Annotated in this window: 17 protein-coding genes and 2 tRNA genes; 8 read left to right on the top strand and 11 right to left on the bottom strand. The window is 62.5% G+C overall.

Annotated features, from left to right (window positions below; genetic code table 11):
* Positions 1-10 precede the first annotated feature (10 nt).
* Positions 11-895 carry an NAD(P)H-binding protein gene (locus A9D12_RS07260; RefSeq protein ID WP_068350685.1) on the bottom strand — a complete coding sequence of 295 codons (885 nt, stop codon included), beginning with the start codon at positions 893-895 and terminating at the stop codon, positions 11-13.
* Positions 896-992: 97 nt separating this feature from the next.
* On the opposite strand from A9D12_RS07260, the gene A9D12_RS07255 reads away from it, so the two are divergent.
* Positions 993-2,717, top strand: a complete 1,725-nt coding sequence (locus A9D12_RS07255; protein ID WP_068350684.1) for an N-acyl-D-amino-acid deacylase family protein — start codon at positions 993-995, stop codon at positions 2,715-2,717.
* Here A9D12_RS07255 and A9D12_RS07250 read toward each other — a convergent pair.
* Genes A9D12_RS07250 through A9D12_RS07235 form a run of 4 tightly spaced genes read right to left on the bottom strand, consistent with a single transcriptional unit; the run spans position 2,699 to position 6,374 of the window.
* Positions 2,699-4,282, bottom strand: a complete 1,584-nt coding sequence (locus A9D12_RS07250; protein ID WP_068350683.1) for a hypothetical protein — start codon at positions 4,280-4,282, stop codon at positions 2,699-2,701. The two genes, A9D12_RS07255 and A9D12_RS07250, sit on opposite strands and share 19 nt — an antisense overlap.
* The gene (locus A9D12_RS07245; protein ID WP_068350682.1) at positions 4,279-4,662 is read right to left on the bottom strand and encodes a GtrA family protein; all 384 of its coding nucleotides are present in this window, start codon (positions 4,660-4,662) and stop codon (positions 4,279-4,281) included. The genes A9D12_RS07250 and A9D12_RS07245 overlap by 4 nt, the downstream gene beginning before the upstream one ends.
* Positions 4,663-4,666: 4 nt before the next feature.
* Positions 4,667-5,356: a class I SAM-dependent methyltransferase gene (locus tag A9D12_RS07240; protein WP_068350681.1), complete on the bottom strand. Its 690-nt coding sequence runs from the start codon at positions 5,354-5,356 to the stop codon at positions 4,667-4,669.
* On the bottom strand, positions 5,343-6,374 hold the full coding sequence (locus A9D12_RS07235; RefSeq protein WP_068350680.1) for a glycosyltransferase family 2 protein: 1,032 nt from the start codon (positions 6,372-6,374) through the stop codon (positions 5,343-5,345). The genes A9D12_RS07240 and A9D12_RS07235 overlap by 14 nt, the downstream gene beginning before the upstream one ends.
* Positions 6,375-6,880: 506 nt before the next feature.
* Here A9D12_RS07235 and A9D12_RS07230 point away from each other — a divergent pair.
* From A9D12_RS07230 to A9D12_RS07215, 4 genes are read left to right on the top strand one after another with little or no spacing between them, the layout of a single operon-like run.
* A complete protein-coding gene (locus A9D12_RS07230; protein ID WP_068350679.1) occupies positions 6,881-8,440 on the top strand; it encodes a type I restriction-modification system subunit M in 1,560 nt (519 codons plus the stop codon).
* Positions 8,437-9,744: a restriction endonuclease subunit S gene (locus A9D12_RS07225; RefSeq protein WP_068350678.1), complete on the top strand. Its 1,308-nt coding sequence runs from the start codon at positions 8,437-8,439 to the stop codon at positions 9,742-9,744. The genes A9D12_RS07230 and A9D12_RS07225 overlap by 4 nt, the downstream gene beginning before the upstream one ends.
* Entirely contained in the window at positions 9,741-10,742 is a 1,002-nt protein-coding gene (locus A9D12_RS07220) for a DUF4268 domain-containing protein (RefSeq protein ID WP_068350677.1), read from the top strand. The genes A9D12_RS07225 and A9D12_RS07220 overlap by 4 nt, the downstream gene beginning before the upstream one ends.
* The gene (locus tag A9D12_RS07215; RefSeq protein WP_068350676.1) at positions 10,742-13,900 is read left to right on the top strand and encodes a type I restriction endonuclease subunit R; all 3,159 of its coding nucleotides are present in this window, start codon (positions 10,742-10,744) and stop codon (positions 13,898-13,900) included. The genes A9D12_RS07220 and A9D12_RS07215 overlap by 1 nt, the downstream gene beginning before the upstream one ends.
* Here A9D12_RS07215 and A9D12_RS07210 read toward each other — a convergent pair.
* The 3 genes from A9D12_RS07210 to A9D12_RS07200 form a co-directional block, all read right to left on the bottom strand.
* On the bottom strand, positions 13,891-14,637 hold the full coding sequence (locus tag A9D12_RS07210; protein ID WP_068350675.1) for a hypothetical protein: 747 nt from the start codon (positions 14,635-14,637) through the stop codon (positions 13,891-13,893). The two genes, A9D12_RS07215 and A9D12_RS07210, sit on opposite strands and share 10 nt — an antisense overlap.
* 203 nt (positions 14,638-14,840) lie before the next feature.
* Complete coding sequence (locus A9D12_RS07205; protein WP_197489894.1) at positions 14,841-16,145, bottom strand: hypothetical protein; 1,305 nt, start codon at positions 16,143-16,145, stop codon at positions 14,841-14,843.
* Positions 16,146-16,404: 259 nt separating this feature from the next.
* A complete protein-coding gene (locus A9D12_RS07200; RefSeq protein WP_068350673.1) occupies positions 16,405-16,995 on the bottom strand; it encodes a recombinase family protein in 591 nt (196 codons plus the stop codon).
* Positions 16,996-17,245: 250 nt separating this feature from the next.
* On the opposite strand from A9D12_RS07200, the gene A9D12_RS07195 reads away from it, so the two are divergent.
* Together A9D12_RS07195 and A9D12_RS07190 are read left to right on the top strand one after the other, a co-directional pair.
* Positions 17,246-17,740, top strand: coding sequence for a hypothetical protein (locus tag A9D12_RS07195; protein WP_231889728.1), 495 nt, complete (start codon positions 17,246-17,248; stop codon positions 17,738-17,740).
* A gap of 216 nt (positions 17,741-17,956) precedes the next feature.
* Positions 17,957-19,045: an MrcB family domain-containing protein gene (locus A9D12_RS07190; protein WP_068350672.1), complete on the top strand. Its 1,089-nt coding sequence runs from the start codon at positions 17,957-17,959 to the stop codon at positions 19,043-19,045.
* On the opposite strand, the gene A9D12_RS07185 is transcribed toward A9D12_RS07190, so the two are convergent.
* The 3 genes from A9D12_RS07185 to A9D12_RS07175 all read right to left on the bottom strand — a co-directional run bounded on the left by A9D12_RS07185 (position 19,023) and on the right by A9D12_RS07175 (position 21,009).
* On the bottom strand, positions 19,023-20,591 hold the full coding sequence (locus A9D12_RS07185; RefSeq protein WP_231889727.1) for a tyrosine-type recombinase/integrase: 1,569 nt from the start codon (positions 20,589-20,591) through the stop codon (positions 19,023-19,025). The genes A9D12_RS07190 and A9D12_RS07185 overlap by 23 nt on opposite strands.
* A gap of 215 nt (positions 20,592-20,806) precedes the next feature.
* Positions 20,807-20,882, bottom strand: a tRNA-Thr gene (locus A9D12_RS07180).
* 53 nt (positions 20,883-20,935) lie between these two features.
* A tRNA-Cys gene (locus tag A9D12_RS07175) sits at positions 20,936-21,009 on the bottom strand.
* A gap of 141 nt (positions 21,010-21,150) precedes the next feature.
* Here A9D12_RS07175 and A9D12_RS07170 point away from each other — a divergent pair.
* On the top strand, positions 21,151-21,930 hold the full coding sequence (locus A9D12_RS07170) for an acyl-CoA thioesterase (RefSeq protein ID WP_068353952.1): 780 nt from the start codon (positions 21,151-21,153) through the stop codon (positions 21,928-21,930).
* Positions 21,931-21,932: the final 2 nt, after the last annotated feature.

The following is a 21,932-nucleotide window of genomic DNA, read 5'->3' as shown; positions in this document are numbered from 1 at the left end:
CTGCCCTCCCTCAGACCCCCGAGAACAATCGCGAATAATGCGACTCCAGCGTTTCGGAGCCATATTCGGGGGTCAGATCGGCGGAATATTCACCGGTCGCAGGGTCGATCACCAGCATCGATTCGGTGGCATAGTATCGCGCGATCCGGGCATATTCGGCCTTCGCGGCAAACCACGAGGAAAACGGCGCACCAAGTCGCAAGATCCGCTCGGCGATGGTGAAAATCCGGGGCGAGATCGACGTGAATCTGGCGGGCCTGCCTGCCGCGCGGAACAGCAATTCGCCCTGCTCTTTCAACGAGATCGCCGGCCCAGGCCCACCGATCGGCAGCGTTTTTCCTCGCATTGCCGGATTGTCGATCGCCGCGGCGATGAACCGCGCCAGATCATCATCGCTGATCGGCTTGCAGCAGGTCAGGTGGCCATCCCCGAAAATCAGGAAAGGCTTGCCCCCCTTCACCCTTTTTGCCTGTCCAGACAAGGACTTGAAGTAAGCGGTGGGGCGGATGATGGTGTGCGCAATCGCGCTCTCGCCAAGCCGTTTCTCGAACGCCAGCTTGGCATGCTGGAACGCGAGGCGCGGTTTCTGGACGCAGATCGCCGACAGCAGGATGAAGTGCCCGGCGCCCGCCGCTTCTGCCGCCGCGAGCAGTGCACAATTGGCATTGCAATCAACCGCCTGCGCATCATCCGGTGCGCCTGAACGCGAGGCGATGCACGAGATTACGACCTCCGCCCTCGCCCGCGCCAGCACCGCCGGATCAGTAAGGTCACCCCGTGCCAGCACCGTCACGCAGTGCCCGTCCGCTTCGAGCCGCCGCAGCACCGCCGACCCGATCGTTCCCGATGCTCCGGCAAGCGCCACGCGGCGCGGCGTTGGATTGGCGAGGGTCATTCCCCCCTCTACCCCGCGCCGCACCGCCCCGCAAATCTGTGCGTTGCGCGAAGAGCCTGGGTTGCGCATCATTGCGGCGGGACAGGAGAGCGCAGCGATGGCAGCCGACTACGACATGGTGATCCGCGGCGGCACGATTGCCGATGGGATGGGCGGCGATCTGATCGAAGGCGACATCGCGATCACCGGAGGACGGATCGCCGCGATCGGCAAGAACCTTGCGCGCGGCACGCAAGAGATTGACGCGCAAGGGAAATTTGTCACCCCCGGGTTCATCGACGTGCACACGCATTACGATGGCCAATGCATCTGGGCCGAGGAACTGTCCCCCTCCTCCTCGCACGGGGTGACGACTGCGGTGATGGGCAATTGCGGGGTCGGCTTTGCCCCCTGCCGCAAGAGCGACCGCGAGATGCTGGTCAATGTCATGGAAGGGGTCGAGGACATCCCCGGCGTGGTGATGACCGAAGGGCTCGACTGGGATTGGGAAACCTTTCCCGAATATCTCGACAAGGTCGCCGCCGGAAAGCGCGACATCGACATCGCCGCCTATCTCCCGCACTCCCCCTTGCGGGTGTACGCGATGGGCGCTCGCGGCGCGGCACGCGAAGTCGCCACGCCGGATGATCTGGCGCTGATGCGCCGCCTGACCGCCGAGGCAATGCGCGCCGGAGCGCTGGGGTTTGCGACCTCGCGGCTCTCGATCCACAAGACCGCCAGCGGGGACGCAATCCCCACATTCGACACCGACATCGCCGAACTCGAAGCGATCACCGGCGGGATGAAGGATGCCGGAGCTGGCACGTTCCAGGTGGTGCTCGACGCGTTTCGCGGCTGGGACAAGGAATATCCGGTGATCGAGCGGGTGATCGCCGCCAGCGGACGCCCGGCGACCTTTACGCTCGCCTCGGGCAACGAAGGCCCGCCGCGCTGGCGGCGCGTGCTCGACATGCTCGAGGCGACCAATGCAGCAGGCGGCACCGCGCATGCGCAGGTGATGCCGCGTCCGATCGGATTGATCGCGGGGCTCGAGCTTACCGTCCACCCCTTCGTGCTGTGCCCGTCATGGGCAAAAATCGCGCACCTTTCGATCCCCGAACAGGTTGCCGCAATGCGCGATCCCGCACTGCGTGCCGCCTTGCTGACCGAGGATTTCGCCCCGGGCCACCCCTTCAACGAGCTTGCGCGCAACTGGCGCTGGCTGTTCCCGCTCGACAATCCGCCCGATTATGCGCCGCCTGCCCACATGAGCATGGCAGGCCAGGCCGAAGCACGCGGCTGCACCCCGCAGGAAGTCGCCTATGACCGGTTGCTGGAGACCGAAGGACGCGGGCTATTCCTCGCCGCGCTCGGCAATTACGAGAACGCATCGCTGGCCAGCGCGCACGAGATGCTGCGGCATCCCTATTGCGTCCCCGGACTTGGCGATGGCGGCGCGCATTACGGCGCGATCTGCGATGCGAGCTATTCGACTTATCTGCTCACCCAGTTCGTCAAGGGCGGCGGGGCGCTCGCCATCGGTCTGGCGGAGGCGGCGCATATGCTGGGCGCCAAGGCTGCCCGTGCGGTGGGCCTCACCGACAGGGGCACGCTGGCGGTCGGCGGGCGCGCGGATCTGAACGTCATCGATCTTGATGGGCTGACGCTGCATCTGCCCGAGGTGGTGCGCGATCTGCCTGCGGGCGGACGGCGGCTGCACCAGCGCGCCACCGGCTACGAGGCAACGCTTGTGGCGGGCGAGCTTATCCGCCGCTTCGACCAGCCCACCGGCGCGCGGCCGGGCAGGCTGGTGCGCGGCGCGGCCTACCGGGCTGCAGCCTGATCCGCGCCGGACACCGCTTCGAACAGCAACCCGCTGCCCGCACCGGGCACGGCGACATAGCCTGTTGGCGCGGGCATAGCCCTGTCGATTTCACCGACGATCCAGATATGCGTGAACACCCCGCGCGGCAGGCGACTTAGCGAGCGCGACAGCCGGGGGCGCGAGGGCGCTTCGGCGCATTCCTCGCGCAGGACGAGGTGCGAGGGGTCGCGCACGAACGGCTCGGCCGCGGGAAAATGGACCTTGAGCGGGTTGACGCCGGGCTGCTGCCACTGGTCGTTCACGAACGCGCTCTTGCGCGCCATTGCCGCGCCCGAGAGGTGATCGAGCGGAGCCAGCGCCCAGCGCGTGCGGCATGGCTTGACCGAGAAGAACACCACCCGCGCGCCTTCGGGCAGCTTGTCGATCGCCGGGATCGCCGCCTGCACCTGCCGGTCCAATGCCATATAGGCGGCGGTGGTGGTGGCCATCCGCACTCCGAAGAAGGCGATCGCCAATCCGCCGCCGATCATCAGCGCCCGCTTGCGCGTGGAGGCAGGCGCAATCGCGACAAAGGCGACCGCCAGCGCGTAAGGCAGCAGCCGCATGTCGGCAAAGGCCGAACCGAACACGCGGAACGGCAAGGCAAGGAAGAACACCATGCACAGCGCAGCGGCAATGCCCACGCCGCGTTCGAAGCGCACGTTTCTGCTCGCCAGCGCCCAGCCCAGCAGCATCAGCACGAACCCCAGCGAGGCCATGTCGAAATCGCGCCAATAGGTGCGCAGCGGCGACATCAGCCAGATCAGCTTGTATTGCCACGCCCACCCCGACATCGCCGCGCCTGCGCTTTCGGCCCGCCAGATCACCATCGGGATCACCGGCAAGAGCAGCGGCCAGCAGGCGGCAAGAATGCGGATCACCGCCTGCACCGGCCGGGTGCGCTGGGTCCAGACCTCGGCCAGCATCGTCGATCCGGCGAGCAGGCCGAGGAACGCCCAGCCATAGGTGTGCGCGATCCAGATCGCCGCGCCCGCCACCGCAAGCCACACCTGCGCCGCGCGATGGCGCCCGGTCTTGCGCAGTCGCAGCCACGCGGCAAAGGCCAGCAGCGCGAGCGCCATGCTCAGCGCATAATTGATGAACCCGTAGTTGAATGGAAAGCCGTAGATCATCGGGATCGCCGCGAGCGCAAAGGGCGTGACCCGGCCATGTACCTCGCGGCTGACCAGCAGTAAGCCCAGTGCGCCCAGACCTTGCGTGATCATCACCGTCGCGCGGACCGCGCCTTCGAGACCCAGCAGGGGATGCAGCAGCTCGACCAGAATATCCCCACCGAGATTGCCGATCAGCTTCCATTCGTAGGTGAAATAGGGCTGCAACCCGGGCCGCTGCGCAAGTTCGGTCTGCACCGCGAACCGGCCGAGGTGCCCGTAAAGATCGGTCAGCGGGGCGATCCCCACCACCAGCAGCGGTGCGATCGACGCGATCAGAACCAGCACGATGACAGGCCACCGGTCGAGCCAGCCGAACGGGATCCGCGCGCCCGGTTGCGGCGCGGGCGAAAGAGGGGGTGCTTGGGTCATCGAGGGGTCGCTGGCTTGAAGACGAAGAATTGCGAAAGCAGGAAAAAGGTCACGATATAGGCAGCGATCGCCGGCAACTGGGCGAGCGGATCGTCCGATCCCAGCACGCTCTGCGCGCCCAGCAGCACCGCCACGTTGATGCCGTAGGCGATGGCGAAGGCGCAAAGAAACCGTGCCACCTCGCGCGCCGAGACCGCTCCCGTCATCCCGAACACGAACCGCCGGTTGAGCGTGAACGACAGCATCAGACCCACTGCATAACCTGCGGCATTGGCGACAAGGCCGGAAAGGCCGGCCCACAGCCCGCCGAAAATCACCGCCCATCCCACGGCGGAATTGGCAAGGCCGGTCAGCCCGAAGCGCAGCAGCCGCGAAACCATGGGTTCAGCGCGCGACGAGGCAATATTGCGCGCCCAGCGGCAGCCAGCCCAGCATCCGCTCCAACGGGCGCAGCGGCGCAAGCATCGCGGGGAAGAACAGCGTCCAGCGCAGCGCGATATCGGTGAAGCCCGCCGCGCGGAACCGGCGGCGCATTTCGGGCGCGCTGATCAGGACCGCATTGGCATCGAACGGACAGGTCGCCACCGCGTGCCGTGTGGCCGGGTTCCAGGGGTTGTGCTCGAACAGGACGAAGCGCCCTTGCGGGCTCAGCGTGCGGCGGATTTCGCGCAGCAGACGGATGTGGTCGGCTTCGGGGATGTGGTGGAACACGCAAGCCGTGAACACCATGTCGAAGGTGGCGTCGGCAAAGGGCAGCGTCTGCCCGTCGTAGCACACCGTTTCGAGCGGCCGGATCGCGCGCGCCTCGCAATGGCTGAGCGAGCGCGACGAGACATCGAGCGCGGTGAGCGCCGCATCGGGAAAGGCGCGTTGCAGATGCGCGACGCAATTGCCCCGACCAGCGCCGAAATCCATCATCCGCCGCGGCGCGACGCCTGCCGCCGCCATCGCACGCGCAGCTTCCTTCGCCTTGTATTCGGCGAAGAAATCGGGATCCTCGCCGCTCAGCCTGACCGATTGGGCGTGCTGCGCGTCATATTCATCGACATAGGCATCGAATTCAGCTTGCGACACGGATGACCTCGTTTTGCTTGGCATCGGCCGCAGCGGCAACCTCGGGCTCCTCGTTGGCGGCGATCGGGTGACGGCGCACTTCGGAAATGATGAACAGCGGGCGCTGCTTGCCTTCCATGTACATCCGGCCGAGATATTCGCCGAACACGCCAAGCACTAGGAGCTGCACAGAGCCGAGGATCAGCGTCAGCGCAGCCAGGCTCGCCCAGCCCTGCACCGCGCCGCCCTGCAGCCATGCCCAGACCACCCAGACCAGCGCGCCAAGTCCCGCCAGCCCGAACAGCATACCCAGATGCGAGGCAAAGCGCAGCGGCACCACCGAAAAACTGGTGATCGCATCCACTGCCAGCGCGATCATCTTGCGCAAGGGATAGTTCGTCTCGCCTGCAAACCGCGCGTCGCGGTCATAGGGGAAGGCGATCTGGTTGAAACCGATATAGCTCACCAGCCCGCGGATGAAGCGGTAGCGTTCGGGCATCGCGTTGAGCTGGTCGACCACGCGCCGCGTCATCAGGCGGAAATCGCCCGTGTCGCGCGGGATATCGGTGTCGACCATGCTCGCCAGCGTGCGGTAGAACAACGAGGCGGTGCCGCGCTTGAAGGCCGTCTCGCCGCTGCGCTTGATGCGCTGGCCATAGACCACGTCGTAACCCGCGCGCACCTTTTCGAGCATCGGCCCGAGCAGTTCGGGCGGATCCTGCAGGTCAGCATCGAGCACGAACACCAGCTGTCCGCGCACATGGTGCAGCCCGGCGGTGAGCGCGAGCTGGTGGCCATGATTGCGCGACAGGTTGATCGCAACGATCCGCGGATCGCGCGCAGCGTGCTGACAGATCGCGTTCCAGCTGCCGTCCTTTGACCCGTCGTTGACGAGGATCAGCTCGTAGCTGTCGGCGAAGATCGCCTGCGCGGAAGCCGTCACACGGGAAATCAGCGCGTCGAGCCCGGCCTCCTCGTTATAGACCGGAATGACGACCGAAAGTTCGCACGAGCCGGCGAATGAGTGCGATACCTGCAAGTGCCCTGCCCTCCTCAAGCCTGAAATTGCGCTGACGGATAAAAGCCGATTGGCACCGCCAGTCCAACGCCTTCAATGACAGTTTTTGGCGATGGGGCGCGAGCCTTGGGATTGCGCAAGAGCAAGGCTTCATCCCGTGCCATAGCAACCTTTGCGCACGGAGCAAGAATTTTGGCCGCATTGCCGCCACATTTCACACAACCCCAAACGCCAGAACCACGCACACACGTCCGCAACCATCGGCGACGATGTCACGACAAAGCGTGATGGACGGCAGGGGTTTGCGGGGGGAGAGAAGCCGGAAAAAGGTGGTGCCGCTTACGTGAAGCGACCTCCAGCACTCAAAAAGCCCAGAAATCGGCCATTCTTGCCTGCCGCTGATCCGTATTTTGCACCGGCCTTTTGTACCTCCTTCTCCCGAGACGCAAGCCTCTTGTTGGCGGGCTAGACGGAACGTGCGATTAAGGTAATGTCACCGTCAAACGCTTGACCACAGGGGACAATTGGTGGCCGTCGATCTTCATGACCTCTCGCGTCGTCTGTTCCAGGCGGCGAACCAGCTATGGACCAATACGGCCCTGAGGCCCGACCAATACGCCCAGCCCGTGCTCGCCTTGATCGCGCTGCGCCAGATGGAGGCCAAGTTCGACAAGGTTCACGCTGAGCTCTCCAAGACCTTTACGGGCCGCCTGACGCCCACCGCTGAGGCCTACCATGGTCACGGAGCCGTGTTCCTGCCCGCCAAAGCCCGCTTCTCCTACCTGCTTGGCCTGCCCGAGAACGAGAGCGTCGCCGAGGCCCTTAACGAGGCCATGAAAGCCATCACTGATCACAACCCTGACCTCGCAGGGGTAATGCCCCAGGGCTACGGGTCGCTGCCTGACAGGGTCCTCAGGAACCTCCTCCGCATCCTCCAGCCGCTGGATGTCAGCGGCGATGCCTATGGCGCGATCTTCGAGTACTTCATGGGCGAGTTCGCCTCGGCCTACATGCAGAAGGGCGGCGAGTACTTCACCCCCTCCTCCATCGTTAAGCTGATCGTCGAGGTGATCGAGCCCTACCACGGCAAAATCCTCGACCCTGCCTGCGGATCGGGCGGCATGTTCGTTCACTCCGCCGACTTCGTACGTCGCCATCACAAGAGCCCAAGCCGCGAGATCAGCGTCTATGGGGTCGAGAAGATGGAGGACACGCAGAAGCTCTGCCGCCTCAACCTCGCGGTGCATGGGCTTTCAGGGAACATCGCGGTGGCCAACGCCTACTACGAAGACCCGCACCAGATGGTCGGCAAGTTCGATTTTGTGATGGCCAACCCGCCGTTCAACCAGTCGGAAGTGGACCGGGAGCGGCTGACCAACGAGGCGGGCACGGTAGACGCCCGGTTCTCGCTCGGCATCCCCACGGTAAACAATGCAAACTACCTGTGGGTCGGGCTGTTCGCCGCTGCGCTGAACGAGACGGGCCGGGCGGGCTTCGTCATGGCCAACTCGGCCTCGGACGCTGGCGGCTCGGAGCGCGAGCTCAGGAAGAAGCTGGTCCAATCGGGGATGGTCGACGTGATCGTCTCGACCTCGACCAACATGTTCTTCACGGTGACCCTGCCGGTCACCCTGTGGTTCCTCGACAAGGGCAAGCGGAAAGGTGAGCGGTCCGACGAGGTGCTGTTCATCGACGCCCGCCACATCTTCCGCCAGGTGACCAGAGCCCATCGCGAGTACACCTCCGAGCAGATCGAGTTCATCGGCAACATCGTGCGCATGTGGCGCGGCGAGGAGGCAGAGGTCGAGCAAGGCAGCGCGGCCATGATGACCGAGACCTTCGGCGATGATGGGTACAAAGACATCGCTGGGCTCTGCAAGGTCGCCAGCCGAGCGGAGATTGCGGCGCAGGACTGGAGCCTCAACCCTGGTCGCTATGTGGGCGTCGCGGCTGGCGAGCAGGTGGACGATGCCGACTTCAAGCTGAGGCTGGAGGCACTCCAGGAGGAGCTGGAAGGGCTCAACACGGATGCGGTTCGTATACAGGGGCTGATTGCGCAGAATGTTGCCGAGGTTCTATCGGCATGACAACGACGGGCCATCCGCTGATTGATCGAGCCCCTACAAGCTGGCGACGGGCGACTGTTGACGAAGTGAAGTCCGGTGACCGCCATGCATGCGTTGCAGGGCCGTTCGGCTCGTCGATAAGTTCGAAGTACTTCACCGCCGAGGGCGTCCCAATTATTAGGGGCTCGAACTTGACGGTCGACCTTGAGCGTTTCGTTGCCAGAGACTTCGCCTTCGTCAGCGAGGAGACTGCGAAAAGGTTCGCAGCACAAACCGTTCGCGCGAATGATCTGGTTTTTACCTGCTGGGGAACCATTGGGCAGGTAGGGCTCATCCCGAATAACGGGCCTTTCGATCGCTACGTTATCTCGAACAAGCAACTCAAGCTGCGGGTCGACCCTGATGTTCTCGATCCCCTGTTCGCCTACTACTTCTTCGCGTCACCTGAGACCGTCCAATATGTCCGCGATCGGGCTATTGGCGCTGCCGTCCCTGGCATAAATCTTGGCATCCTCAAATCACTGCCGGTTCTAGTGCCACCTTTAGCAATCCAGAGACGCATCGCGGCAATTCTCGGAGCCTATGACGACCTGATCGAGGTGAACCGGCGGCGGGTGGCGGTGCTAGAGGATATGGCGCAGGGGCTGTTCGAAGAGTGGTTCGTCCGCTTCCGCTACCCTGGACATCAGGATGTGCATGCTGACAACGGCGCTGATAAGTCTCTTCCACCCGGCTGGAAAAGCGTACCCTTGGGCACTGTCGCTCGGAACGTTCGCACAAAATACGAGGAAGGGGGGAGCGATGTTACTCGGTTGCTTGATCTGTCACGCATTCCGCGCCGATCAAACCTTGTCAGCGAGTTTGGTGATCCCAGCGAGTTGTCTACAAGCCGCATAATCGCTCAGACAGGAGATGTTTTGTTTGCAGGGATAAGACCCAATCTCTGGAAGGTTGTGACAGCGCCATGTGACGTCGTGACGAATGTATCGGTTCACGTGGTTCGAAGCTTGAAGGAAGTGCCGCAGTCGTACTTGTGGGGAGCGCTGTTTAGAGACTTCGCCGTTGCTTGGGCCTCCCAGCACGCGAACGGCACCAAGATGCCAACGCTCAACTGGAAAACACTTAGCCAGTTTCCCATCATCTTGCCCGAAAGCTCCGTTCTTTCTCAGTTTGATAAAGTCGTCTCGCCCCCGTTGAAGGCGATTTCTGCCTTTGTCTTGGCCAACCAATCTCTCGCAGCCTCCCGAGACCTTCTGCTCCCCCGCCTCATCTCCGGCCAGCTTTCCGTCGAGGCTGCCGAACGCGAACTGGAGGACGCCGCATGATCCCTAAGCTCGGCAAGATGCAGCGGGTCGACGTAAGGAGCGCCTGGCCCAACGAGGCAAGCCACTTCACCCCCTGGCTGGCGTCTGACGAGGGCATTGAGCTCCTCCAGGAGGCGCTGGGCATGGAACTAGAGGTCGAGGCGACAGAGAAGTTCGTCGGCCCCTTCAAGGCCGACATCCTGGCCAAGCGCACCGACACGACCGATGACCATTGGGTGCTGATCGAGAACCAGTTGGAGCGCACGGACCATCGGCACCTGGGGCAGCTTTTGACTTATGCGGCTGGGCTCAACGCGGTGACTATCATCTGGATCGCCGATAGCTTCGCCGAGGAGCACCGCGCCGCGCTCGACTGGCTCAACGATGTGACCGGCGACAACGTCGAGTTTTTCGGGCTGGAGGTCGAGCTGTGGCAGATCGCCGGATCACCGCCCGCCCCGATGTTCAACGTCGTCGCTGAGCCGAACGATTGGTCTCGAACTGTCCAACAGAGCGCGAAGAGCCAGGTCTCCGATCTGAAGGGCCAGCAGCAGAAGTTCTGGGAGGGGCTGCGCAGCCGCCTGATCGTAAAGAAGAGCGTTGTGCGCCCGCAGAAGGCCCACCCTCAGCACTGGGCGAACTTTGCGTTGGGAAGGGCAGGGACCAGCCTGAACGCTTGCATCAACTCCCAGAAGAACACGGTGTGGATCGAGTTCGCGTTCTATGGCCCGCCTGGAAAGGTATGGTACAACGAGGTGGAGGCGCAGAAGGTGGCCATTGAGGCAGCGTTCGGCGAACCACTCGACTGGCAGCGCATGGAGGGCAAGAAGCAAAGCCGAGTAGCACTGCACCGGCCCAACTCCGACTTCGACAACGAACAGGACTGGCCCAATCAGTACCAGTGGCTGATCGAGAAGCTGGAGCTATTCCACCAAGTCTTCCAGCCGGTCGCCAAGTCCTTGAGCTCCGGCGCTGGCTTCGAAGCCCCCTCCGTCACCGACGAGCCGCAGGTCGACTAATGGCCCCGTCGCTCTCCGGCCTGGTCGCCTCCGAAGACGGCATTGTCGAGCAGCCAGCTCTGGCGTTGCTGCAAGAGCTCGGCTGGGAGTGCGTCAACCTCTACCTCGACCAGCCGGGGCCACAGAACGCCTACGGTCGCACGAGCCTGAGGGAAGCCCACCTTCTCGGAAGGCTGCGGGTGGCGCTAGCCAAGCTCAACCCAGGGCTTCCCAAGGACGCCCTCAGCCTGGCCGAGGAAGAGCTCACGCGGGACCGAACGGCGCTTCTGCCCGTCGCGGCCAACCGCGAGGTCCTGAAGCTCCTAAGGGACGGCGTCAGGGTCGAAGTAAAGAACGAGCAGGACAGGTTCGAAGACGTCCTGGTGCGGGTGATCGACTGGAAGAACCCAGCCAACAACGACTTCCTAGTCGCCAACCAGGTGTGGATCGAGGGCGTCCTCCACAAGCGGCGGCCCGATACAATCGGCTACGTCAACGGCCTGCCCCTGCTCCTGGCTGAGTGGAAGGCACCCACGGCACCGCTGGCTGACGCCTACGAGAAGAACCTGAGGGACTACAAGGACGCGATCCCGCAGCTATTCCACGCCAACGGCCTGGTGATCCTCTCCAACGGGCTGGAAACGGTCGTGGGGGCGAGCCACGCTCCCTACCAGTTCTTCTCGCCCTGGAAGAGGCTGGAGGAAGGCGGGCCAGAGAACCCCAGTCTGGAGACGATGCTGAGGGCCACCTGCGAGCCTGCACGCTTCCTCGACCTGATCGAGAACTTCGTGCTCTTCGACGAGGCCAAGGGCGGGCTCATCAAGATCATCGGTCGGTACCACCAGGTCTTAGGGGTCAACCGGGCCATCGAGGCCGTCAGGCTCACCGAGGAGAACCAAGGGAAGCTCGGCGTCTTCTGGCACACTCAGGGCTCCGGCAAGAGCTTGTCCATGGTGATGTTCGCCGAGAAGGTCCTGCGGCGCATGGGCGGCAACTACACCTTCGTGGTGGTAACCGACAGGACCGAGCTGGACGTTCAGATCGCGGGGCAATTCGCCACCGCCGGGGCGCTGACGAAAGACACCCAGCAGGCCCAGGCAGGTAGCCGTGCGCACCTGAGGGAGCTGCTGGCAGGGAACGAGCGCTACGTCTTCACGCTGATCCAGAAGTTCCTGACCGACGATAGCGAGCCCATGCCGGTGCTCTCGGAGCGTTCGGACATCATCGTGATGACCGACGAGGCCCACAGGAGCCAGTACGCTCAACTCGCGGCCAACATGCGCAAGGCGCTGCCGAACGCTGCCTTCATCGGCTTCACCGGCACCCCGCTCATCAAGGGGGACGAGAGCCGGACCAGAGAGGTCTTCGGGGACTACGTGTCGATCTACGACTTCGCCCAGTCGGTGAAGGATGGTGCAACGGTCCCGCTGTTCTACGAAGGTCGCAAGCCGGAGCTCCAGCTCAACACCGAGGAGCTCCAGGAGGAGCTCGATACACTGCTCGATAAGGCGGCGCTGGACGAAGAGCAGGAGAAGAAGCTCAGCAAGCAGTTCGCCCGCCAGTACACGCTCATCACCAACCCCGACCGGCTCGACAAAGTTGCAGAGGATGTCGCGCTCCACTTCGCGCAGCGGGGATACCGTGGGAAGGCAATGTTCGTGGCAATCGACAAGGCCACGGCAGTTGCCATGCACGACAAGGTGAAGGCAGCAGTTGCCCGCCTGATTGCCGAGGACGAGGAGCGCCTCAAGACGGCTTACGAGGCCGAGGGGGCTGCTATCGCTGAGCGGCTCGTATGGCTGCGCGAGCTCGATATGGCAGTTGTGGTCAGCCAGGGGCAGAACGAGGTCGATGACCTGCGCCAGAAGGGCCTCGATATTCTTCCTCACCGGGAGCGGATGCAGCGAGAGGACCTCGAGACAAAGTTCAAGAACAAGGATGACCACCTTCGGCTGGTGTTCGTGTGCGCCATGTGGATCACTGGGTTCGACGTCCCCAGCATTGGCACCGTGTATTTGGACAAGCCGATGAAGTCGCACACGCTGATGCAGACCATCGCCAGGGCCAACCGGAAGGCAGAAGGCAAGACCTCCGGCGTGATCGTGGATTACGTCGGCGTCTTCCAGAACCTGCAGAAGGCGTTGGCGGTCTATGCCGCTGGGCGCGGCGATGGCGAGACCCCGATCAAGGACAAGGGACAGCTCATCAAGGAGCTGGAGAAGGCTCTGGATGGCGTGAGGGCCTCTGTAGCGCCACATGGGGTCGATCCTGAAGCGATCATGGCTGCCGAGCACTTCAAGCGCCTAGAGCTCCTCAAGGAAGCTGTGGAGGCCCTAGTGGCTCCTGACGACCGGCGACGGGAGTTCCTGCGGCTCGCCGGTGCAGTGACGCGAGCGTACAAGGCGCTGCTGCCAGACGAGCGAGCCGCACCGTACCTCAAGTCGGTCGCAGTGTTCCATGCGCTTTCGGACATGGTGAGGGCTAAGCTGGGCCCAGTCGACATCTCGGCCATCTCCGCTCGGATCGCTCAGCTCCTGGACGACAAGCTCGAAGGGGTCGCCATCGTAACCCCCATCGTCGAAGGGGACACCGCAGCGGGCCGCGTTGACCTGTCCGGCATCGACTTCGAGAAGCTGGCCAGTCTGTTCGACACGAGCCCCAAGGTGGCGACCGAGAAGATGCGCGAGGCCGCCGAGGAGAAGGTCAAGCAGATGGCGGAGACCAACCCCACACGGGTCAACCTCGTCGAGCGGCTGGAGAAGCTGGTTGCCGAATACAACGCAGGTGCGATCGACCCCGAGAAGTTCTTCGAAGGGCTCAAGGCCTTCATCGACAGCCTGGACGAGGAGGAGCAGCGGGCGGCCCGCGAAGAGCTAACCGAGGAAGAGCTCGCCATCTTCGACCTCCTCACAACTCCCGAGCCCAAACTGACTAAGGCACAGGAGCAGGAGGTCAAGCGGGTGGCCCGAGGGCTGCTTGAGAAGCTCCAGCGGCTCGTGGACGCTGTGGACTGGATGCGGGGCCAGGAGACCCGTGGCGCGGTCCGCTGGGCCATCCAGGTGGGTCTGAACGAGCTCCCCGACGACCCATATCCCAAGCACCTATGGGACGCGAAGGTCGATCAGGTGTGGGACTTCGTGCTCAAGAGGTACTCCGCGAGTGCGGCGCATCATTCCTGAAAAATCGGTGGGGCAGGGTAGACAGTGGGGTCGTTTCCAAACTGCATCGAGGTGACTTCGTAGATTTCGGGCTCCTCATCTTCCCCACCGTACAACCAAATCGACGCGCTTCCCGGACCGCGCATGTTGAACCGCCAAACAGCTCCTTCCAAGCGATCCTCGAAAGGGTCCGCCCACGGCCCGGCCAAATCCAATACCTCTCCTGCCCTTATGCGTTGCAGGTTGAGAGCACTCACAAGCATCTCAATGTCACCCGAGGGCTGATCCAAGTGACCGTTGGCTGCGATTAGGTCGTGGGTATACCAGGCACGAATGGTGGCGCGGGATCGGGGCTGCTTCGTCGGAATGGGGGCAGCTTCGTCAGCGTCGGATAGTGGAAAGCACTCAGCAATATGTACGGCCTCGATCCGTGCATCATCAGGGGTCAAGAAATACCCGATCCTGTCGAGCTCTCCCGCATCGACGAAGTAGATGGGCCCCCATCCCATTATGTTGATGGAAAACTCTTCGCCGTCGTGCCCCAAGCCCATCAGCGTCTCAACGCTTTCCGCCTCCTCCTCAATCCGGTCGAGGAGCTCCGATGCGGCGAGCGCCCTGAACTCCGCGTTTTCTTCGTGGGACAGGTCGACACCAAAGGTGAGATACTGAAGGTATGCGGAAGAGCGGGTCGCGACCTCAAGCAGGGGCAGGTCGCTGAGCCCGTACTGTCTAGGGGTCTCATCCAAGTTCATCGTCATCTCCTTGCCGCCCTACAAGCTGCGCATCGTGGCTCCAATTTCTTGATGAATGGCAAATTGTTAGGAGCCAAAGCAGCCATTCTCCTCGGGGCAAAAGATTTCGTACTCTAATGCCTCCCTTCGCCCCCCCTTTCGCTCCCTTCCGTTGACTGAGGGGTAGGGAGATGGTGTAGTACACCCCCATCTTATGGGCCCTTGGGTCTTTAGCCTTCCTTCAGGGTGACGTTCGGCACCAAGGGGCAGGACCTTCCCGTCACTCCCTCCACGTAGTCCCTGAACGCCTCCTTCAGGCACCTTGCGGCCTCTTGTGTCCGTGTCTGTGGGACGATGAGAGCGTCGTGGATGGGCAGAACCGGGATGTCATGGGTGAACATAAGCCGCTCCATGGCCAGCCGAAGGATTTCAGCCTCGTGGAACTGGAGGTCGAGCGTCGAGTGCCCGAGGACCCCGACATCGACGAGGAGCGGGTGCTTCGCTTTCACATGAGCCGCGACCTCGCGGATCGAAAACTGGTCCTCCAGCCGCTGCCCAGGACGCTCTTCCGCAAAGTGGGCTTGCGAAGTCTTCGACCACTTGCGGGCCCCAGGGTTTGACGCTCCGATAGCCTGCGCCACCCACAGCTTCACTACGATCCTGGGAAGGTCTTCAACCTCGTAAGGGTCCTCTGAGGGATCGAAGGGTTCATCTGCAAGGGCATGAAGCAAGGTGAGGTGCGAGGCTTTCAGGTCGACCTCCGTCACCCGCTTGCCTTTGATGCTTATCAGCCGCTGCCTCAGGTCCGCGTTCCACCTCTCGTATGCCTGGCCGCCAAGGGTCGAGTAAAAGCGCCCGCCCTTGTTCCAAGCGAAGTCCGGCTGGTCACCGTCGTTGAAGATGCGGCGGAGGCCGTGGAAGGCAAGGCCATCGATGTCCTGGCCGAGCAGATACTGGTTAATCCTCTCGATCTGTGCGTCGAGCTCTGAGGCCCTCGGGTCACTCAGGTCGACCGAGAGTGCCTCTGAGGGTTGCTTAACGCCCCGGATGAGCTTGCGCCTCTTTCGGAGTTCGACCCGCTTCTGGTCGCCTCCAAGCACCTGGTGCGGCTTGAGGGTCCAGTGGTCCTCCCAGTCCCCAGAGGTCACCCCCAAAGCTCCAGCCAGCCTCCACAGAGCATCGGTCATCAGGAAGCACGTTGCCGCTCCCTGCCTCTCCCCCTTCGGCGCTCCCCACTTGGGGTAGCCGACACGGCGAACAAGTAGTCCCTTGACCTCCAGGGCACGGGTGACCTCGATGAACATGTCGTAGCCAAAGCCGAGGCTACCGGCGCGGAAGTGGCTGCGGGACATTCCATGGGCCCCGGCCAAAGGGGTGCTGGAGACCCCAGAGGTTCTGGCCAGGTTCATCAGGTCTGCCAGGAGAGCGGTCGTGGCTGTGCGGAGCTTGAGCCGGGTCGCGTCTCCGGCCTCTTTTCGTCGTGCTGAGGATGCCCGGCGAGGTAGGACAACTTCGTCCAGTAGACGGTCGACCATGGCCTCCGCAGCAATCGAACGGGCTCTTCCGGTCAGAGATATGGGACACGCAAGTTTCCTGTGGGTTGGGGGAAGTGGGACTGGTGAGGGGGGCAATGTACGGTGTCCTTTGGAGGCCGGAACGTGCGTCTGTGGCTTCGATTTTTGTGTTCTGGCCCGAGCTACTACGTCACTGCTCAAGACGTTGACAGAGCTGAAAACCTCAATTCTATGATGAACTTGCAGCGTTCAGCTTACCCCCGTATTTTCTGACCAACCGTCAGGCCTTTGCGGCCTCTGCCAAATACCGCTTCACGCTGGTGGCGCTAATCCCGAAGTGTTCTGCGGTCTCTCTGATGCTTGCACCGCGCTCCTTGCGCCACGCGACCACCTGAGGGCCGTCAGCAGCCTTCGGTCTACCCAGGCTCACCTTGCCCCTGTGCGTGCGCCCTGTGGCCACCAACGAGAACCTTGCAGCCGCTCGGCCCGCTTCACACCGTTCCCTGATCCTGTTGCGCTCAATCTCCGCCATCTGAGCAAGGACCGCGACGATGATCTTCCCTGCATCACCGGAGATGGGCCCCAGGCCCCGCACGTCCACTGTAATACCCTTATCGATGAGGTGCTTCACCGTGGTCTGAACGTCCAGAGCGTCGCGCCCCAGTCGGTCGATGGAGTAGACGTGGACCGCATCGCCCTGCCGTGCATAGTCCAGCAATTCACTGAAGCCAGGCCTGTCAGCAGCCAAGGTCCCACCGCTGACCCCCTCGTCGGTGAACTCTCGGTCGAAGCCGCCACCAAGAGCCTCCCGCTGGGCCTCAATGGACTGGTCGTGGGTGGAGACGCGGAAGTAGGCGATGCGCTGGGTCATGGGGGAGCTCCTAATGGACCAAAAGATACCTAGGCGAAATGTGCCTAGCCCAGAATCCCTAAAGGTATCTTTATGCCCATCCTGAGCCAGCGCGGGACGGGTGGTCCGAAAGGTACAAGTTGTTGGCCCCTGATACCCGTAATCGGTGCGAATTTGTCAATGCACATAATCTACGGTGCCCCCAAAAAAGGCCTTTGTTTTGCAAGAAGATAGCGCTTAGGAGCGACCGCCCTTTTTAAGAGGAAAACAAATGAAGAATATACTGGCCTGTGGATTGGCTTTCGCAATGGTTGGCACCGCCACTCCGGCTCTGGCCGACGGTTTGGTGGTCGAGGGCAACGGAGCGCGGTCCGAAGGCGTGTGGGGCGCGGAGCTTGGTCTCGGTTATCAAGTCACTGCTGGCGGCTTTTCGCTCAGGCCTATTGGTGGTGTCTTGGTATATCAGGGCGACAATGAGCGCTACTTCACGGACACATTCAACAACGGCCAAACCCGCTGCCGAGACAGAACCAACGGCCAATTCGCCGACGACCGACTGTGTGATGATACGGCTCTGAAGCCTTACGGTAAGCTCGAAGCCTCGTACACCGTTGCGGGTAGCCTCGAATTAGGTGGCGGTGGTCGATACGATGGTGGGGCTGTTCGCCCTTATGGCTTGGTGAGCTTTCCGATTGCGCCGCGCTTTCGAGTTCATGGAAATGTCGGCGAAGAGTTCTTCGCTCTAGGCTTGCGCGGAGCCTTCTAAAATGATGAGGTGCTGGCGCTTCCTTCAAGGCGTCGGCACCTTTCTGGCCGCCTCAAATGTAAGCCGTGACACCTATTGTTTTGGGTCCCCTTTACTTGTTCGGATGGTACCAAAGGGCCCAGTCGGAATTGCTTTCGAAGATGGCGGCTTCGCTGATGGTGCATGACGAAGGTCAGACCGCGCTTGCAGATCGACGTCACCTAAGGGGGGAAGCGCATGCAGGAGATGCTTAGAGAGGTCCTGGAGCTGCAGCTCGATTTCTCGTCCGAGAATACTCCAGCCATGGAACGTCGAGGCCAATTGGTTCGCAACATGATGCCGGAAGAGCTCCGCCGATGGCGGGCGGTGACTGGCAGCGCGGTGCTACCGTTCAAGGGCCGCCTCAATGTCCAAGGCAAGGACGGAACCGGTAGGAAGACCTTCGTTCCCTGGATCAGGGTTCACTCGCCTGAGTTGTCGCCTTCGGCACAGAAAGGCTGGTACGTCGTCTTCCTGTTCCACGCCAACGGTGACGGTGTATCCCTATGCGTGAGCCACGGCTCCACCTCGTTCAACGGCAGGGACTTCGTGCCTCGGAGCGACGAGGAGGTGGCTGAGCTCATGTCATGGGCGCGTGGGCTGCTCGGGAAGCAGGCTGGACTGCTCGGGTTCCGCGAAGGGGTCGACCTCGGTTCCAATTTTGGCCTCTCGGGCCCCTACGAACGCACCACGGCATTCTCCAAGTTTTACCCTGTCGAGATCCTGCCTGGCGACGAGCAGCTCCAGAAGGACCTGGAGCAAGCGGTAGGCCTCCTCGGACAGCTCTATCACGCCATCGAGCTTGGCAGGGCACCAGAGGCGGTCGCGCCGGACATCCAGGAGGCTCAGCTCCAATTGGAGGCCATTGCCAGCCCGCGCCGATCAAATAGTCGAGGTGGACAGGGGTTCGGACTGAGCGCAGCGCAACGGAAGGTGGTTGAGGATCAGGCCATGCACCTTGCCAAAGGGTGGCTCAAAGCAAACGGCTACGATGACATCCAAGACGTAAGCGCCACTCAATCCTGCGACTTCACCGCAAGCCGAGGAGGCGTCGAGCACGTTGTCGAAGTCAAGGGCACCACAGCGGGCTTCGGCACCATCCTCCTCACGGCCAATGAGGTTGAGCTGCACCGCGTCAACAACCCGCACAACGTCTTGATCGTCGTACACAGCATCGACCTGTTGGAGATGCGAACACAGGCAGCTGGCGGGATCGTTACGGCCATCGAAGGCTGGGAGGTCGATAAGGCTGAGCTGCGCCCTCTCAGCTACTGCTGCAATCTCTGACCACTTGGTTTGTGCAGAACCGGGGGATCTTTTCGACAGCCGCCGCCTTCGCACTAAGTGAGACGCTGCCATAGGTCCGCCCCGTCGTCTTCGGGGCATGCCCCTGGATTGCGTCAGCGACCCGCTCCTCGATGCCAGCATCGTAGGACATCGACTTGAAGGTGTGCCGCCAAGCGTGGTTTGGCATGATGTCCGGGTCATCCACTCCGACGTCTTTGCGGACCCATTGGGCAAGCCGTTCGCCCACCTTCTTGAAGTGACGGGTACCTTCCTTCTCAACCCGCTGAGCCAAGGGATCGTAGAAGAGTGGACCGCTGCCAACCCCCTTAACGACCTTCAAAAAGCCTTGGTCGATCAGATGTGAGTGGAGCGGAACAACCCTCGCCTCCTTCGTTTTTACCGATCCTGCCTCTGGGGTGATCCGGGCCGCCCAGATGCCGTCCTCCTCGAAGACATCTTCTGCCCTTAGCTGGCTGAACTCGTTCACCCTCGCACCTGAGTACGCGCATAGCCAAGGTATCCACCGCCTGGCACGGGCATGGGTTATCGAGAGCCGATCCGACGACTTCTGCAAGGTCGCTGCTAGGATGGCGCGTGCCTCCTCTGTCGTGAAACTACGATCCCGGACCTTCGCCTTCTTCGGGATGCGCACAGTCACATCCCGTGCCACGTTGTGATCGAGGAGCTGCTCTTCGACGGCCCAGTTAAGGGCGGCTCTGACGGAGGTGATATACTTGTCTCGGACCGTCACAGGGTCTCGAAGGGTTCCCTTATGAGTAGTCTCGGCGAGGAGCTCGTCGCGCCAGGTCCGCAGGTCACTTGCCGTGAGCTTTGAGGCATCATCGTGTCCCAGCCAGTCGACAAGTCGTGCCACATAACGCCGCCATTCATCCCGCACGCCAGGCGTCACCCCTTGGCTCGAAGCATAGGCATCAAACGTTGCCAATAGAGGAACCTGCGCTTTAGCTCGCGGCAGATCGGAGGCTCTTTCGGCTGGTCGGGCGGGCGGTAGCGCAGTGGGCACATCGTCGCCATCGAGCCGCTTGAGCTTAGCCTCGGCAACCCTGATGCAGGCGTCGTTCAGGGCCCGACACAAACTCTGCATGCCGATGATGTCGGAAGGGTTGACCACGTAGCCATGCGCTTCAAGCAGGAGCTCAGCGTCGTCCTTGTGGCTCGAGCAGATGCCCTCGAGGTCACCGGCGGCGCGTAGGCTCCGATGGAAGTCCAGGCTCCAGGACGCTGTCTCTCTGGCCTTACTGGCCCACCTCAAGGGGTCCTCAGGTCGCCAGCTGGCCCTGTGGGGGATACCTCGTGCTTCAAGGTCACCGACGATGCCTAGGTAGAGCTCGCGTTCGCCGGGGTCCCAGCGCGATCCATCGTCGGCCTCCAATTGCTCTGCCACGAAGGTCTCAGCGAGCCAGGCAATGGTCGGCGGGTCGAGGGGATCGTACGCCTTGTCCCGCGCCTTTACAGCTAGCGACAGCAGCCGCTCGTATTCCTTAGTAGCAGCTCGGTGATGCTGGTCGAAGGTCGGATCGTCCACGCGGCCCAAGGATCGCTTAACCAGCTTCTGACAACCCGGAACGAAGGGGACCAGAGGCGCGGGGAAGTAGCGGCGATAGTCGCAGCGACCTGATTTTTGGACGACGATATAGGGCAGCACGAGACCCACTTTTGTACCTCCGCATTGTACCGCAGCGGAGCAAGAAAGCCTGATATTGCTGAGCTTTTCCGGGAAATCAATCCCTTACGAAGGTGTGGTGCCGCTTACGTGACTCGAACACGTGACCCCATCATTACGAATGATGTGCTCTACCGACTGAGCTAAAGCGGCATTCCGGCTGTCGCGACCTAGGCTGTCGGGCCAAGGTGCGCAATTGCAAAAGGTGGAGGCCCGAGCCGGAATCGAACCGGCGTGCGAGGATTTGCAGTCCTCTACGTAACCACTCCGCCATCGGGCCGAGCCTTCCGGGGCCAAAGCTCCGGGAGGAAGCGGCGCACTAGCGATTCGGCGGCCGCTTGGCAATGCGAGAATGGCGCATCGCCTGCATTACGCAACGTCAGTCTGGACGGAGCGGCGGCTGCGGGCCATGAACCTCGCCATGACCATTGCCAGCCTGCTCGAACCTGTCACCGGCCAACCCGGCCCTGCGCATCTCTCCCATGCATCCGACTGGATGCAGGGCAGAACGCTGTATGGCGGCGCATCGGCGCTGGTTGCCTACACAATGGCCGTGCGCGCGTTTCCGGGGCTTCCGCCGCTGCGCGCAGGCCAGGTCGCATTTGTTGCGCCCGTCGGCGAGGACATCGCGCTCACTGCCGAGATCGTGAGGCAAGGGCGCAATGTCACACAGGTGCGCAGCGAGATCCTGTGCGAGGGCCGCGTTGCCCTGAGCGCATTCTGGCTGTTCGGCGAAGGTCGCGAGCCCAATGCGGTTCAGCCCGCAAGCCGGCCCGAAGACTGGCCCGGCGCGCCCGAGGACAACGCACCGGTCACGCACAGCTTTGCGCCCGCCTTTGTCGCCAAGAACTTCGAACTGCGCCACGGGCAGACCAAGGGTACCGACCGCGGTGCAACCGTCCGGCGCTGGGCGCGGCTCACCGAGGCGCATGATCTCGATCCGGTGTCCACGCTGGTGCTGATGGGCGATGTCATGCCGCCGGGCGCGATGCGGGTGATGCAGCGCCAAGGGCCGCTGAGTTCGGTAAACTGGTCGTTCAACGTGCTCGACCCGACAAGCCGGTCGCGCGATGGCTGGTATCTGGCCGAAAATGCCAGCCAGCACGCCGATGCCGGCTACTCGTCCGAACGGCTGCGACTGTGGGATGCCGACGGGCAGCAAGTGCTCGACGGCATCCAGTGTGTGGCCGTGTTCGGCTAAGC

Origin of the sequence: Erythrobacter neustonensis, from assembly GCF_001663175.1 — a bacterium.
Lineage (GTDB): Bacteria > Pseudomonadota > Alphaproteobacteria > Sphingomonadales > Sphingomonadaceae > Erythrobacter > Erythrobacter neustonensis.
Note: the sequence above shows the minus strand (reverse complement) of the source record. Positions and strands in the feature narration are given on the sequence as shown.